The following is a 15,324-nucleotide window of genomic DNA, read 5'->3' as shown; positions in this document are numbered from 1 at the left end:
CGCTCTCCTACCTGCTTTGTGTTTGCCTTATTGCGCTAACAGCGCTATAACTTCCTGATATGCGATGCCACGCACCTCATAAGTACCGTCTTCTTTCGCAAGTCGTGCCTTCGACCAAGCTCCTGGTTCGCTCACCAGCTGCGTAATGACCACAGCCGTCTCCTCGCTGCCCCGCTTAGCTTTGGCTAGTTGGAGCGCTTCTTCGCGATGCTCAGCATCGTAAGCAATCAACACGCGCTTAGGTGTCGCTACAGCTTCTCCGCCGTTCACTTCAAGAATGCGGTTCGTCTTGAGCGCAAAACCCGTCGCCGGCGCAGGCCGCCCGAACTGGCTCAGCAGATTATCGTATCTGCCACCGCTGCACACAGGGAAGCCAAGGTCTGCCGCATATCCTTCAAATGTCATGCCTGTATAGTAGGAGAAATCTCCAATCATCGTTAAATCGATAACAACGTGTTCGCTTACGCCATAAGCTTTCAGAACATCCCACACTTCACATAGATGTCGAATTGCATCCTGCGCGATAGGGTGCTGAGAGACCATCCGAGCTTGCTCGCAAATCTCATCTCCGCCTCTAAGTCTTAACACGCCGATTAGCTCCCGCTCCACCTCTGGCGTAAGAGCCAGTGACTTGATGGCTTCACGGTATCCGACATAATCACGAGCGAGCAAATGTTCCTTCAAGCTCAGCTGCGCATCACTGCGGCCATCCAGTGTTTCCTGGAACAATCCGTTCAAGAACCCTACATGGCCGAGTGCAATCTTGAATGTACCAACGCCAGCCGCTTGCAGCGAAGCAACTGCCAAGGCCACAACCTCAGCGTCAGCCTCTGACGAAGCATCCCCGATGAGTTCAACACCTGTTTGGTAAAACTCCGAATCCCGTCCTGCTTCCTCCTCTATCGCGCGAAACACGTTCGAATGATAGGATAAACGCAATGGGAACGCATGTTCCTTCAATAGAGATGAAGCTACACGTGCAATAGGAGCTGTCAATTCAGAACGCAATACCAGCGTTTGACCTTTGCGATCTAACAGTTTAAAAAGCTTCTTATCTTCTGTGGAGCTTGCCACCCCAACGGTATCGTAATATTCAAGTGTAGGTGTAAGAATCTGGTTATATCCCCAACGTTCCATACAAGCCAATACACGGTATTCTATGTTGCGCAGCTTCGTGACCGCTTCAGGCAAGTAATCCTTGACCCCTAACGGCTTTTCAAATACTTTTGGCTTTGACACCGTCTCACCTCAACATCTATAAATTCAGTTCTGTTTTTCTTTCTTGTCACTTTAGTGCGTTAACGTGCTACCATACTACCAAAATAAAGAATGTACGGCTATTTTATCACGTAACCCTAGGACCGTCAATTGCCTCTTTCACTAGTTCCTTACATTTACAATTTCTTTACCTTCACAAAGAAAAAGAGCTGTACAGCTCAATAGCGCACAACTCTTATTTCTCAATTTGAAATTAACGTATGGTTTGCAGTGGATTTCCTGCGACAAAACTATGCGGAGCAACATCTTTGTGCACGACCGAACCTGCGCCAATGATTGCGTAGTCCCCGATCGTTACACCTGGCAGAATCGTCGTATTCGCCCCTACCATCACATGGGACCCGATATGAACATCGCCAAGCCTATATTCCTTGGTCAAATATTCATGAGCCAATATCGTCGTGTTATACCCGATAATCGTATTATTGCCAATATGTATCTTCTCTGGAAAAAACACATCCACCATGACCATCAAGGCAAATGCTGTGTGTTCTCCCACCGTCATCCCAAGGATATGCCGGTAGATCCAGTTTTTCATCCGCAGCGAAGGCGAATATCGCGTTATCTGTATGAATACGAAATTACGAATCGCCTTCCATTTGCTGACGGTATGATAGATCTGCCACAGGGCATTAGGACCCTCAACCGGGTACCTGTCCGTTTTTCTCAATGAGCATCCACATCCGACGTGAGACCCACGATAGGCAGCAGATCGAACATATCGTCAATCAGGTGATCCGGACTGTACTCCTCCAAGTAAGAGCGGCCTTTCCATGACCAGGTCACGCCAACTGATATCACACCCGCATTTTTCGCGGCTTCAATGTCATAATGGCTGTCTCCCACCATCACGGCTTGATCCGGCGTTCCTCCCAGTACCTTAAGTGCAGCGAGAATGCCTTCCGGGTGCGGTTTCGCTTCCTTCACATCTTCTACAGTTACGATCGTGCTCACGAACTCGTCTAATCCGCACAATTTCAAGCCCATTAGCGTCGTTTGTCTGATTTTGCTGGTCACGATGCCGATTTTAATCCCATTCTCATGCAATTTCTTCATAACCGCTCGCACGTTAGGGAACTCTCTAACAAGCTCATCATGTTTGGACAGGTTGAATGTTCGATATTTCTTGATTAGCTCTTCCACTTCTTTTCTTCCTGTAAAAAACTCCATTTGCTCGACAAGCGGCCGCCCCATATTCGGAATGATTAACTCCCGGCCTACGGGTTCTGGCGTCTCGCCTTCCAAGCTATGCAAAAAGGACTGCACAATCAGTTCATTAGTATCCACAATGGTGCCATCCAGGTCAAACAGTACGGTTTGAATCATAATCTGCTCCTTTATCTCGCTGCTCTTGATCTTGCACTACGCTATTTTTATCTACTATTTTTGAGGAAACAATCGGGTCCGCGTAACGAACAGTGGCATACCCTTTTTTCCTTCTAACGATAATTAAAATGGCCATTCCTACGACAAGCAAAAGCGCTAACAGCTGCGAGAATCTCACGTTGCCGCCATACGTCATTACACCCGGCTCAAAAACAACTTTCATCGGCGACCAAAGTGCATTAACAAACGAAGCCAGCCATGCAGGACCTGTGAAATCCAAACTATCCGTGCGTAAGCCCTCAATGAAGAATCTTCCTATGGAGTACCAGATGAAGTAACCGAAGAAGAGCTCTCCAGCTCGTAAGAATGGTCTGCGGCGAAGCCATAGAAGCACACACAATCCTACAATGTTCCACAAAGATTCATACAGAAACGCCGGGTGATAAAACGTGCCTTCAATATTCATTTGATTCACAATAAAATTAGGCAAATGCAGCGTGTCGCGCAGGAATGACTCCGAAACAGGGCCCCCATGTGCTTCCTGATTCATGAAATTGCCCCAACGCCCAATCGCTTGGCCAACGATTAAACCTGGCGCGCAAATATCCGCAATCCGCAAGAAACCGTAGCCTTTTGCTCTAACATAGAAATACACACCGATAATGGCGCCGATTAACGCCCCGTAGATAGCGATCCCACCGTGCCAGATCATGAAAATTTCAGCCAAGTTATTCTTATAATCCGACCACTGGAAGGCCACATAATATATTCTTGCCCCAACAATGGCAGAAGGCACGCCAATCAGCAACAAATCCATGAAAAAATCAGGAATAATCTTGAATCGTTTTCCTTCTTGAATGGCCAATAGTAGCCCGATTAATGCTGCTGTACCTAAAATAATGCCATACCATCGGACATGAATCGGTCCAAGGGAGAACGCAACGCTTTCTAACATAGTTTCACTCCTTCAGATGTTAACTATCTTTCTAGCCAGATCTCAATCAAAATCCTCATAATCTTCGTTCAGCGATTCCGTCAGTTTATTCGTAAACTGCAGCGCCGCGTTGTATCCCATCCGCTTCAAACGGTAGTTCATCGCCGCCACTTCTACGATAACCGCTAAATTTCGTCCAGGTCGTACTGGAATCGTTACGAGCGGTAAATCGGTGTCAATGATACGTGTGAGCTCCTCATCTAAGCCTAAGCGATCATACTGCTTGTCTTGCTGCCAATTCTCCAATTTCACCACAACGGAAATTTTCTTCACATTTCGTACCGCTCCAGCTCCGAACAATGTCATCACATTGATAATACCGACGCCGCGGATTTCGAGCAAATGCCGGATCAATTCCGGCGCGTTCCCTGTCAGCACTTTATCTCCGTTTTGACGTATTTCAACGGCATCATCGGCAATTAAGCGATGCCCTCTTTTTACAAGCTCAAGCGCTGTTTCGCTTTTTCCGATCCCGCTGCTGCCTGTAATGAGCATACCGATTCCATAGACATCGACAAGTACGCCATGAATCGTCGTGCTTGGCGCTAATTTATTTTCCAAAAACCCTGTTAATCGGCTTGCGAAAATGGTTGTCGACATTTGACTGCGAAGCACGGGAAGATCACGTTTTGTCGCTTCTTCCAACAGCTCCGTTGGAATATCCAGCCCTCGTGTCACGATGATACAAGGTGTTTCCTCCGGAGCGCATAGCTGCTCTACCCGGTTTCTGCGAACACCTGTCGTTAACATCTCCATGAAGGTGATTTCTGTCTTCCCTAGCATTTGGATACGTTCTCTCGGATGATAATTGAAATAACCCGCCATCTCGAGACCCGGACGGTACAAATCTCCGGTTGTTATCGCACGTTTGAGCCCAGATTCACCTGCAAGAACCTCCATATGGAGTTGTTCCACTAACTCGGAAACCTTCACCTTTTTGGCCATCGTCCTATCTCCTCTGCGTTTTGCCTGAGCAAAACCTGCTTCATCTGCTCATACTCATTTCTATCCAATAGTTTCATCGTAAAGGAATACGATACTGAAATCAACTAAAGTGTTCGCAAACTCCCTGTTTCTCCCCAAACAGCAAAAAAGCCAGCCGATTAGGGCTGGCCTTTCAGTTCCTTCAGTTCCAACTTATTTCGCTAAGATGGACAATGTGGATTCTTTATCGAAGAAATGAACTTTGTTCATATCCAAAGCCAATTTCACGTTTGTGCCTTCTTTGATTCCGGAACGGCCATCTACACGTGCGATAACTGTGTTAGCGCCGATACCGTTCAGGTACAAGTACATTTCGTGACCCAAGTTCTCAGTTAATTCAACGTTAACGTTGAATACTGTGTTCGGGGAAGCTTCCAAGAATACTGGCTCTTCGTGAATGTCTTCTGGACGAACTCCCAGAATCACTTCTTTACCAACATATCCTTTGTCTTTCAGTACTTGTGCTTTACCAGCTGGAACTTCAACGTTAACAGAACCTGCTTTGAAGAAGATTCCGCTTCCTTCTTGTGAAAGTGTACCTGTCATGAAGTTCATGGATGGGGATCCGATGAAGCCCGCAACGAAGATGTTCACTGGGAAGTTGTAGATTTCTTCAGGTGTAGCTGCTTGTTGAATGATACCTTTATCCATAACAACGATGCGATCGCCCATTGTCATTGCTTCGATTTGGTCATGCGTTACGTAGATTGTCGTAACACCAAGACGTTTTGTTAATTTTGTGATTTCCGCACGCATTTGTACGCGAAGTTTCGCATCCAAGTTGGAAAGCGGCTCATCCATTAAGAATACTTGTGGCTCACGAACGATCGCACGACCCAAAGCAACACGTTGGCGTTGACCACCGGAAAGAGCTTTTGGTTTGCGGTCCAGCAAGTGAACGATATCCAAGATTTTCGCTGCTTCGCGAACGCGAGCATCGATATCAGCTTTTTTGAATTTACGAAGTTTCAAACCGAATGCCATGTTTTGATAAACAGTCATATGCGGGTAAAGGGCATAGGATTGGAAAACCATCGCGATATCGCGGTCTTTAGGAGCGACATCATTAACTAGGCGGTCTCCGATGTAAAGTTCACCCTCAGTGATTTCCTCTAATCCTGCGATCATACGAAGAGTTGTGGATTTTCCGCAACCGGAAGCTCCAACCAATACGACGAACTCTTTATCTGCAATTTCAAGATGGAAATCTTTAACTGTAGATTCTTCTGCACCAGAATATCTTTTAACGATATGATTTAAACGTACGCCTGCCATGTGTTCATTCCCCCTACGGTTTATCGATGTACACTACTTGTTCATCAACTTTTGACTATACTCATCTTACCCCACGAAGCCCGGACTGACTATGCACAATACCTACAAAAAAATCACTTTCTTTTCGTTACTTTGTACAATAATAGTGCAAGTCTCACTAATACCGCATGATTAAACGTTCGAACATCCAGTCCGGTCTCATTTTTGAACTTGTCCAACCGATATAATAGTGTGTTCCTATGAATATAAAGCTTCTTCGCCGTTTCACTAACATTGCAGTCTAGTGTGAAGAAATGTTCAAGGGTTGTAACCGTCTCTGCGTCCAACGCATGGTCGGTGCCGCGCAGCACCTGCTCCAGGAATTCCGCTTTCTCTTCTTCCTCAATCAGATGCAGAAGCTTTTCCAAACGAAGCTCCCATCGAAGATGAATGAAGCTGCCTACGTGAAAAGAGCGTCCCAGCATGATCGTTTCCCTTAGTTTGAGAATCGTAGCAAACAGCGATTTCGCGGGTTTCACCGGATAGTCGATGGCTAGATGGCATTCTCCCACCCACTCATTCGCGAGCATTTCATATAAACCTGAACCCAGGGCATCTAGAATTTGTTCTACACTTTCTTCTTCGTCACCCTCGCGCTCCTCGCTCCCGCTCGCTAGCAAACCTTCCGGCGCTAGAATCAGCCATTCTTTATCCATGAGAGGAATCAGAATAATCTCCGATTCAAAGAAAGATTCCAGCAGCTTCTTCAGCTCCGCGTAAGAAACGCTCTGGCTTTGAGAGTAATCCCCGTACAAAAGCAGCGGAATTTTCGTTGAATACAGTGAGGATTGTGAAGCAAGCGCATCTGGAAGCTCCGCGTAAGTTGAACCGAGTTCCATTTGCTGAAGCAGCCAATCCCTTAACTGATGAGCTCTTCTTTCATCTTCAGACAGATAAATACCACGTTGTTTCTTTTCCTGTGTTTGTTTGGACTCAACTGTCATTTCAACGAGTTTACGCTCAGATGCCGTCAGCTTGCCTCCAGCAATCTGTAAAACGCGTATATCCTTATGTTCCTTAGCTAAATAAAACAACACATCTTGCCCACGTTCAATACTTCGACAAAAGCTCGCCGGGTGTTCGGCTTGTTCTTCGGATAAGTGCAACCAATCTGCTTCAGAGATCAAACCAATGTGCATAGGTGTCTGTAAAACCGCTTCCAAACGTTCTTTTATGCGCTCCCAATCCATCTGCGTCTCTCCTTAGTCCTAGCTTTCTTCTATCTCTATCTCCCTATTGTACCATATTTGGCAGGTTTCATGGAAAAGAACCCTCCTGCAACTAGGCTGCATAAGGGTTCCATTCAATGGTAGCTATTCTTCTAGTTTAAAACCCTACGTGCCGTCACGTAATGATCCGCCCACCACTCTTTGTTAATCGAGGTGAATTTCACGCCGCCTTCACCATACGTATGGATCATCATGCCATCCCCTACATAAATCCCGACATGTCCAATATTTTTACCTGAATCCACAGTTGTAAAGAAAACTAAGTCGCCGGTCTGCAAGTCGCTTTTGCTGACAAACTTACCTTCTTTTGCTTGATCGCGAGAAACCCGCGGCAGCGTGATGTCGTACTCAGCAAATACGGTTTTCACAAATGACGAGCAATCCATCGTTTTGGTTTGTCCATATTTCGCACCAAAAACGTATGGTGTACCCAAGTATTTCTGAGCAGTCAAAATAAGTTCAGCTTTCAACCGATCCTTGGAGGAAAGAAGACTTTTACCGCCAATGAAACTGCTCTTATAGTCATTTACGCTACGAGTGACGACTTCGTCTTTGCTTTGGGAAGACATAACCATTTTCCCTTGACCGACATAGATCCCAGCAAAAGATGGATTCTTACCACTGCCAAAGAACAAGACGTCACCTGGTTCCGCTTTGGACATATCCGTGATTGTCTTTTTATTCATTTTAAATTGATCCGCAAGCGTTCTTGGAATCGAGTAATCCAGCGTTTGGTAGACATAATAAATCAAGCCCGAGGAATCAAACCCCGCACCAGGCGTTTCGCTACCTTTGGAATAATCGACTCCTACCATTTTCTTCGCTAGTGAAACTGCATCCATATCATCATTAGCGGCGTATGCGGAAATAGCTGTTGTTGCTGACAGTGCAATCGTTACCGCTGCCGTTATTCCAACTGTGCGTCTTGCAAGAATCTTTATCATCTTAAATCCTCCAGTACGTATTTGTTAGTAGATATGGAAAAGTCCATTTAATCTAGTACAAGATTACCATGTCTATGAAAAGACTTTCATTCCTAAAATGTTTCCTTACACACACATGATTGGTAATGCTAACAAATCTTTCATCCGTGCGTCATTAAGGACAACGTGCTCATAAACTTCGTTTTTTTGGAAATAATTGTACAAGGGATATTCGTCCTATAGGGAGGTACTACATATGGTTTGGACGCAATGGTCTTTGGACCGAGTCATTATACTCTTGATTGGGGTCGCCTATCTCCTCTTATGGATTCAAGTGACTTTATCGCACTATCGTCAAAACTTTCATAAGAAAATAATGTGGAGTCCAGTCATTCTGTCTTTTCTTATCAGTTTTGTCTCCATTCTGTGCACGCTGGTCAATCGCCATGGTTGGTATACGGCTGTGCATCTCATCTTTTGGCTTGGGGTCCTTCAAGGATTAATCGGCTTTGCTTTTCATCTAAGTGGTGTACGTAAAAGAGTAGGCGGCTTTGCTTTACGAAATTTTCTCACAGGACCGCCGGTGCTGATGCCTCTACTATTTTCTTTTTTAAGTATTCTTGGTCTTGCTGCCATTTATGGAGGTTGATTGACGATGACAAATCATAGCTATTATCCGACTTATAACGTCATGGATGAGCAAAAGGAATGGGATGCCAACACTCGGGCTATTGTAAATGCACGTTTACAGCGTGAAACCATGTATCAGTTCCTCACACAGGTAGAGGCAGAAACATTGCGGACTTGGTGTTCGCTGCTTATGGATGATAATCGAGGTGAAATCATTCAGTACGTCCTCTGTCATATCGACGAGGTTCTCACACAGGACAAAGGCGAGGGGCAGCGAAAAATGAATGTCCCCCCTTCGCGCACACTTTTACGTCAAGGGCTTAAAGCCATTGATGAGACTGGCTGGATTGATAGCAGCAAACCTTTTTTTCAACTGGATGAGACGTCTCAGCGACACATTATGCTGCAAATCAGCAGCGACAGTTACCCTCTGACTGAAAATTGGGAAGGCGTACCGCAGAAAGCTTTGTTTCAAAAACTGCTGAAGCTCAGTGTCGAGGCTTATTATTCTCATCCTTTGGTATGGTCGGAGATTGGGTTTGGCGGTCCTGCCTATCCGCGTGGTTATGTTCGCGCAGAAACAGGCCAGCTTGACCCCTGGGAGGCTGTGAAGGAGCAATGAAGAGGAGATACGAGCAAGACGAGGTTGATATCTTAATCGTGGGAGCAGGCGCCGCTGGCGGCGTTCTGGCCAAAGAACTGAGTGAAGCCGGTCTCAGTGTCGTTGTATTGGATGCCGGACCTTGGCGAGATCCTCAGAAGAATTTTGCTAGTGACGAGTTGAGTATGCGGCAGTTGGGATGGGAAGATACCCGGCTTGTAGACGGGACAGTTCCATTAGGCATGGGTTACTCTAATTCGGGACGAGGAGTCGGCGGGGGAACGCAAAACTTTACGGGCGTTTTCTTACGATTTCATGAATCGGATTTCAAAACCAAATCCATCGATGGGGTAGGAGAAGACTGGCCCATTCATTACAAAGATCTTGAACCTTACTATAATCGGATTGAAAAAGAAATTGCCGTTTCCGGACCTAAACACTTTCCATGGGGCAACTTTCGGGGGCCTTATCCCTATCCGGAGCGAGACCCTTTAAGTCCCAACGCCTATCTGTTTCAAAAGGGCTGTGAAGCACTCGGCATTCAATCTGCAGTTACTCCGCTTGCCATTCTGTCTGCTCCCTTTGACGGTCGTCCTCCCTGCATCAACCGCGGTTTCTGCATCCAAGGCTGCATGCCGAATGCCAAATTCAGCACCTTGACCGTACATATCCCCAAAGCTGTGAAAGCTGGCGCAGAGATCCTCCCCGATTGCATGGTCACGCAGATCGAAGTTGACGCAAACGGTCATGCCAGCGGTGTGCTCTTCATCCACCAGGGAACGGAGTACAGGCAGCGTGCCAAAACGGTTATTTTATCCGCACATGCCGTCGAAACACCTCGTTTGCTGCTTCATTCCGCGTCTCCACAATTTCCTGACGGTCTAGCTAATTCTAGCGGATGGGTAGGCCGTGCTATTATGACGCATAGCAGCAACGATGTGTATGCCAAATTTGAACAAGAGGTTCGTCTTTATAAAGGGACTCCTGTGCTAGCATCTACTCAGGATTTCTATGAGACGGATCCTCGGCGTGGTTATGCTCGCGGCTATACGATTCATTCTCACGGTTCCAGACCTATAGATATGGCCGAAGGGATCAGCAAATCGACACAAGATCCTCTTTGGGGATCAGGGCTAAGACAAGCTATGCTTAACTACAATCACTACGGACGGCTCACGATGGTAGGAGAGGTTCTTCCTCAATGGGATAACCATATCTCCTTATCTGACGAAAAAGATGACTACGGTATGCCACGTGCCGCTGTCACCTTTAATTACGGAGATAATGATCGCAAACTCATTGATCACGCAGTAGACAACATGCAGCTTATCCTCAAAGCAGCTGGAGGCGAAATTGCTTTCGTTGTACCGGATACGCAGCATTTCATGGGGGGATGCCGCATGGGAAATAACCCGGCTACATCTGTCGTCAACACGTACGGCCAAAGCCATGATATACCGAATCTTTTCATCTGCGATGCAAGTCTCTTCGTGACCTCCAGTGGCTGCAATCCGACCAACACGGTTATGGCCCTTGCTGCAAGGACTGCGGATTATATTATAGAACTTGCAAGCATTTAAGACAGCGCTGCTCTATCGTTTAGTTGCATCTCCTATCTTCCAACATCTACAATAGAGCATAGCAGGCAAGACGAAAGGAGCGCGTCAACATACATGGCTATTGCAGAATTCACGATTATCCCAATCGGGACAGCAACAACAAGTCTTAGCGGATATGTGGCTGATCTTCACAAAGAACTAGAAAAACACGCGGATATTACCTTCGAAATGACACCCATGGGAACTATTCTAGAAGGCTCCTTAGATCGAATTCTGGAGGTCATTCGTGCTGTACATGAGGTTCCTTTCACGAATGGCGCACAGCGTGTATCCACCTCCATTAAAATCGACGATCGCCGTGATAAAGCGGCCTCCATGTCTCAAAAAATGCAGTCGGTTGCAGAAAAGTTGAAATAAAAAAAGCATCCCTCGCCAGGGATGCTTTTTTGTATTATGAGCGGTTAAAAGTAATCAGTATTGTAAAAACAAAAAAAGACCCTCGCGGCCTTGAGTGTTTGCTTATAAAAGTGAGCCATGTAGGATTCGAACCTACGACACCCTGATTAAAAGTCAGGTGCTCTACCAACTGAGCTAATGGCTCTTAGGAAAATGGAGGCTGATGGATTCGAACCACCGAACTCGGAGAGAGCAGATTTACAGTCTGCCGTGTTTAGCCACTTCACTAAGCCTCCAGATTGCGAGATAACCGTGCTGCGTTGCAGCAGCACAACCATCTCAATGGCTCGGGACGGAATCGAACCGCCGACACGAGGATTTTCAGTCCTCTGCTCTACCGACTGAGCTACCGAGCCTTATGTACTTCTTTTTAGTTTGTCCCATTCAACGAAAAAGATGAATGGCGGAGCCGACGGGATTCGAACCCGCGGTCTCCTGCGTGACAGGCAGGCATGTTAGGCCTCTACACCACGGCTCCATGACAATTCAATTTGCACCAAGTGAATGGTGCCGTCGAGAGGACTTGAACCCCCAACCTACTGATTACAAGTCAGTTGCTCTACCAGTTGAGCTACAACGGCGTATCGGAAACTCCAACTTGGAAACAATTCACTTTTTAGAGTAAAGTGGTGGAGGCTGACGGGATCGAACCGCCGACCCTCTGCTTGTAAGGCAGATGCTCTCCCAGCTGAGCTAAGCCTCCATCTGGAATGGTTTTATGGTAGCGGCAGAGGGGCTCGAACCCCCGACCTTACGGGTATGAACCGTACGCTCTAGCCAGCTGAGCTACGCCGCCACATAAAAGGTGTTATATATGTTTGGAACTGGCGGAGAGAGAGGGATTCGAACCCTCGCACCACTTACGCAGTCTAACCCCTTAGCAGAGGGTCCCCTTATAGCCACTTGGGTATCTCTCCAAGACATATATACTCAGGAATTATTATTCCCTGAAAACTAGATACGAAACTTGCGTAAAGTTGAATTCTTAGGTTTCAAGCAGAGAGACTTTAATCTTCGATTAAAGATCCCTATATTAGGTTAAGCCCTCGACCGATTAGTATTCGTCAGCTGCATACGTTGCCGCACTTCCACCTCGAACCTATCAACCTCGTCGTCTACAAGGGGTCTTACATACTGGGAAATCTCATCTTGAGGGGGGCTTCGCGCTTAGATGCTTTCAGCGCTTATCCCCTCCGTACATAGCTACCCAGCGATGCCTCTGGCGAGACAACTGGTACACCAGCGGTACGTCCATCCCGGTCCTCTCGTACTAAGGACAGCTCCTCTCAAATTTCCTACGCCCGCGACAGATAGGGACCGAACTGTCTCACGACGTTCTGAACCCAGCTCGCGTACCGCTTTAATGGGCGAACAGCCCAACCCTTGGGACCTACTTCAGCCCCAGGATGCGATGAGCCGACATCGAGGTGCCAAACCTCCCCGTCGATGTGGACTCTTGGGGGAGATAAGCCTGTTATCCCCAGGGTAGCTTTTATCCGTTGAGCGATGGCCCTTCCATTCGGTACCACCGGATCACTAAGTCCGACTTTCGTCCCTGCTCGACTTGTAGGTCTCGCAGTCAAGCTCCCTTATGCCTTTGCACTCTGCGAATGATTTCCAACCATTCTGAGGGAACCTTTAAACGCCTCCGTTACATTTTAGGAGGCGACCGCCCCAGTCAAACTGCCCACCTGACACTGTCCCCATACCGGATCACGGTACCAGGTTAGAACTCCGATACGATCAGGGTGGTATCCCAACGGCGCCTCCACCCAAGCTGGCGCTCAGGCTTCAAAGGCTCCCACCTATCCTGTACAGATCGTACCAAAGTCCAATATCAAGCTGCAGTAAAGCTCCATGGGGTCTTTCCGTCTTGTCGCGGGTAACCTGCATCTTCACAGGTATTAAAATTTCACCGGATCTCTCGTTGAGACAGCGCCCAAGTCGTTACGCCATTCGTGCGGGTCAGAATTTACCTGACAAGGAATTTCGCTACCTTAGGACCGTTATAGTTACGGCCGCCGTTTACTGGGGCTTCAATTCATAGCTTCGGATTGCTCCTAACCACTCCTCTTAACCTTCCAGCACCGGGCAGGCGTCAGCCCGTATACTTCGCCTTGCGGCTTCGCACAGACCTGTGTTTTTGCTAAACAGTCGCTTGGGCCTTTTCACTGCGGCCCCCTCGGGCTATTCACCCTACCGAGGCACCCCTTCTCCCGAAGTTACGGGGTCATTTTGCCGAGTTCCTTAACGAGAGTTCTTCCGCGCGCCTTAGAATTCTCTTCTCACCCACCTGTGTCGGTTTGCGGTACGGGCACCTTCGCCTGGCTAGAAGCTTTTCTTGGCAGTGTGAAATCATGACCTTCGGTACTTAAAATTTCCCTCCCCATCACAGCCCAGCCTTACGGTTAGCGGATTTGCCTACTAACCAGCCTCACTGCTTGGACGAGCATCCATCAGCTCGCGTCACTATCCTTCTGCGTCACTCCATTGCTCATAACGGCTACGGTGGTACAGGAATTTCCACCTGTTGTCCATCGACTACGCCTTTCGGCCTCGCCTTAGGTCCCGACTTACCCTGAGCGGACGAGCCTTCCTCAGGAACCCTTAGGTTTTCGGCGGATCAGATTCTCACTGATCTTTTCGTTACTTATACCGGCATTCTCACTTGTATGCGCTCCACCTGTCCTTACGGTCAGAATTCAACGTACATACAACGCTCCCCTACCCATGCACATACGTGCAAGCCATAGCTTCGGTGGCGTGTTTAGCCCCGTTACATTTTCGGCGCAGAGTCACTCGACCAGTGAGCTATTACGCACTCTTTCAATGGTGGCTGCTTCTAAGCCAACATCCTGGTTGTCTGTGCAACTCCACATCCTTTCCCACTTAACACACACTTGGGGACCTTAGCTGATGGTCTGGGCTGTTTCCCTTTTGACAATGGATCTTAGCACTCACTGTCTGACTCCCGGATTTAAGTTTGTGGCATTCAGAGTTTGACTGGACTTGGTAACCCTTGGCGGGCCCCGCACCCAATCAGTGCTTTACCTCCACAACTCACAACATCCGAGGCTAGCCCTAAAGCTATTTCGGGGAGAACCAGCTATCTCCGAGTTCGATTGGAATTTCTCCGCTACCCCCACCTCATCCCCGAATTTTTCAACATTCGTGGGTTCGGGCCTCCAGTGAGTGTTACCTCACCTTCACCCTGGACAGGGGTAGATCACACGGTTTCGGGTCTACGTCCACGTACTCAAGCGCCCTATTCAGACTCGCTTTCGCTGCGGCTCCGTCTTTTCGACTTAACCTCGCACGGGAACGTAACTCGCCGGTTCATTCTACAAAAGGCACGCCATCACCCATATAGAGGGCTCTGACTTTTTGTAAGCACACGGTTTCAGGTTCTTTTTCACTCCGCTTCCGCGGTGCTTTTCACCTTTCCCTCACGGTACTGCTTCACTATCGGTCACTAGGGAGTATTTAGCCTTGGCAGATGGTCCTGCCGGATTCCGACGGGGTTTCACGTGACCCGCCGTACTCAGGATACCTCTAGGAGATTCGTTCGATTTTGGCTACAGGGCTTTTACCTTCTATGCCGGACCTTTCCAGATCACTTCGCCTACCAAACTAACCCCATGATGAGGTCCTACAACCCCAAGGAGCAAGCTCCTTGGTTTGGGCTATTCCGCTTTCGCTCGCCGCTACTGACGGAATCACTTTTGTTTTCTTTTCCTCCAGGTACTTAGATGTTTCAGTTCCCTGGGTCTGCCTCTACAATAGCTATGTATTCACTATTGAGTAACTGCGCATTACCACAGCTGGGTTCCCCCATTCGGACATCCCCGGATCAAAGCCTGCTTACGGCTCCCCGAGGCATTTCGTCGTTCGCCACGTCCTTCTTCGGCTCCTAGTGCCTAGGCATCCTCCGTGTGCTCTTTCTAGCTTAACCTAGAAAAAATACATTTGAAAATTTCGCAAGATTCAAAGATCATGCTACCTAAGTTCTTACTTTACGTTTCATTTCGTT

Annotated in this window: 12 protein-coding genes, 8 tRNA genes and 1 rRNA gene; 4 read left to right on the top strand and 17 right to left on the bottom strand. The window is 47.6% G+C overall.

Annotated features, from left to right (window positions below; genetic code table 11):
• Window positions 1–27: 27 nt before the first annotated feature.
• From ACKTT9_RS01350 to ACKTT9_RS01315, 8 genes are all read right to left on the bottom strand, one after another.
• Entirely contained in the window at window positions 28–1,239 is a 1,212-nt protein-coding gene (locus ACKTT9_RS01350) for an ATP phosphoribosyltransferase regulatory subunit (RefSeq protein WP_407870210.1), read from the bottom strand.
• A gap of 232 nt (window positions 1,240–1,471) precedes the next feature.
• Window positions 1,472–1,948, bottom strand: a complete 477-nt coding sequence (locus ACKTT9_RS01345; RefSeq protein WP_127458376.1) for a DapH/DapD/GlmU-related protein — start codon at window positions 1,946–1,948, stop codon at window positions 1,472–1,474.
• The gene (ppaX, locus tag ACKTT9_RS01340; protein WP_407870209.1) at window positions 1,945–2,604 is read right to left on the bottom strand and encodes a pyrophosphatase PpaX; all 660 of its coding nucleotides are present in this window, start codon (window positions 2,602–2,604) and stop codon (window positions 1,945–1,947) included. Before ppaX ends, ACKTT9_RS01345 begins: the two co-directional genes overlap by 4 nt.
• A complete protein-coding gene (lgt, locus tag ACKTT9_RS01335; protein WP_407870208.1) occupies window positions 2,582–3,559 on the bottom strand; it encodes a prolipoprotein diacylglyceryl transferase in 978 nt (325 codons plus the stop codon). The genes ppaX and lgt overlap by 23 nt, the downstream gene beginning before the upstream one ends.
• Window positions 3,560–3,601: 42 nt before the next feature.
• Window positions 3,602–4,543: an HPr(Ser) kinase/phosphatase gene (hprK, locus tag ACKTT9_RS01330; protein WP_145668175.1), complete on the bottom strand. Its 942-nt coding sequence runs from the start codon at window positions 4,541–4,543 to the stop codon at window positions 3,602–3,604.
• A gap of 192 nt (window positions 4,544–4,735) precedes the next feature.
• The gene (locus ACKTT9_RS01325) at window positions 4,736–5,857 is read right to left on the bottom strand and encodes an ABC transporter ATP-binding protein (protein ID WP_157323753.1); all 1,122 of its coding nucleotides are present in this window, start codon (window positions 5,855–5,857) and stop codon (window positions 4,736–4,738) included.
• 113 nt (window positions 5,858–5,970) lie between these two features.
• Entirely contained in the window at window positions 5,971–7,086 is a 1,116-nt protein-coding gene (locus tag ACKTT9_RS01320; protein ID WP_407870207.1) for a PucR family transcriptional regulator, read from the bottom strand.
• 131 nt (window positions 7,087–7,217) lie between these two features.
• Complete coding sequence (locus ACKTT9_RS01315; RefSeq protein ID WP_315955111.1) at window positions 7,218–8,069, bottom strand: C40 family peptidase; 852 nt, start codon at window positions 8,067–8,069, stop codon at window positions 7,218–7,220.
• A 235-nt stretch (window positions 8,070–8,304) separates the two neighbouring features.
• Between ACKTT9_RS01315 and ACKTT9_RS01310 the strand changes: the two genes are divergently transcribed.
• From ACKTT9_RS01310 to ACKTT9_RS01295, 4 genes are all read left to right on the top strand, one after another.
• Complete coding sequence (locus ACKTT9_RS01310; protein WP_407870206.1) at window positions 8,305–8,697, top strand: hypothetical protein; 393 nt, start codon at window positions 8,305–8,307, stop codon at window positions 8,695–8,697.
• A gap of 6 nt (window positions 8,698–8,703) precedes the next feature.
• Window positions 8,704–9,300 carry a gluconate 2-dehydrogenase subunit 3 family protein gene (locus ACKTT9_RS01305; protein WP_407870205.1) on the top strand — a complete coding sequence of 199 codons (597 nt, stop codon included), beginning with the start codon at window positions 8,704–8,706 and terminating at the stop codon, window positions 9,298–9,300.
• Window positions 9,297–10,859 carry a GMC family oxidoreductase gene (locus ACKTT9_RS01300; RefSeq protein WP_407870204.1) on the top strand — a complete coding sequence of 521 codons (1,563 nt, stop codon included), beginning with the start codon at window positions 9,297–9,299 and terminating at the stop codon, window positions 10,857–10,859. The genes ACKTT9_RS01305 and ACKTT9_RS01300 overlap by 4 nt, the downstream gene beginning before the upstream one ends.
• A gap of 93 nt (window positions 10,860–10,952) precedes the next feature.
• Window positions 10,953–11,255 (top strand): MTH1187 family thiamine-binding protein, encoded by a 303-nt coding sequence (locus ACKTT9_RS01295; RefSeq protein WP_127458386.1) that lies wholly within the window; start codon window positions 10,953–10,955, stop codon window positions 11,253–11,255.
• Between the two features lie 111 nt (window positions 11,256–11,366).
• On the opposite strand, the gene ACKTT9_RS01290 is transcribed toward ACKTT9_RS01295, so the two are convergent.
• From ACKTT9_RS01290 to ACKTT9_RS01250, 9 genes are all read right to left on the bottom strand, one after another.
• Window positions 11,367–11,439: transfer RNA gene (locus ACKTT9_RS01290), tRNA-Lys, on the bottom strand.
• Between the two features lie 9 nt (window positions 11,440–11,448).
• A tRNA-Tyr gene (locus ACKTT9_RS01285) sits at window positions 11,449–11,530 on the bottom strand.
• A 47-nt stretch (window positions 11,531–11,577) separates the two neighbouring features.
• Window positions 11,578–11,650: transfer RNA gene (locus ACKTT9_RS01280), tRNA-Phe, on the bottom strand.
• Between the two features lie 45 nt (window positions 11,651–11,695).
• A tRNA-Asp gene (locus ACKTT9_RS01275) sits at window positions 11,696–11,772 on the bottom strand.
• Window positions 11,773–11,799: 27 nt separating this feature from the next.
• Window positions 11,800–11,875, bottom strand: a tRNA-Thr gene (locus ACKTT9_RS01270).
• A gap of 46 nt (window positions 11,876–11,921) precedes the next feature.
• Window positions 11,922–11,997: transfer RNA gene (locus tag ACKTT9_RS01265), tRNA-Val, on the bottom strand.
• 16 nt (window positions 11,998–12,013) lie between these two features.
• Window positions 12,014–12,090 (bottom strand) — tRNA-Met (locus ACKTT9_RS01260).
• A 29-nt stretch (window positions 12,091–12,119) separates the two neighbouring features.
• Window positions 12,120–12,211 (bottom strand) — tRNA-Ser (locus tag ACKTT9_RS01255).
• Window positions 12,212–12,328: 117 nt separating this feature from the next.
• Window positions 12,329–15,246: ribosomal RNA gene (locus tag ACKTT9_RS01250) — 23S ribosomal RNA — on the bottom strand.
• Window positions 15,247–15,324: the final 78 nt, after the last annotated feature.

Source organism: Paenibacillus sp. P36 (genome assembly GCF_045866505.1).
GTDB classification, from domain to species: Bacteria; Bacillota; Bacilli; order Paenibacillales; family NBRC-103111; genus Paenibacillus_E; species Paenibacillus_E chondroitinus.
The sequence above is the reverse complement of the archived record's forward strand: the minus strand, read 5'-3'. Positions and strand labels throughout refer to the sequence as shown.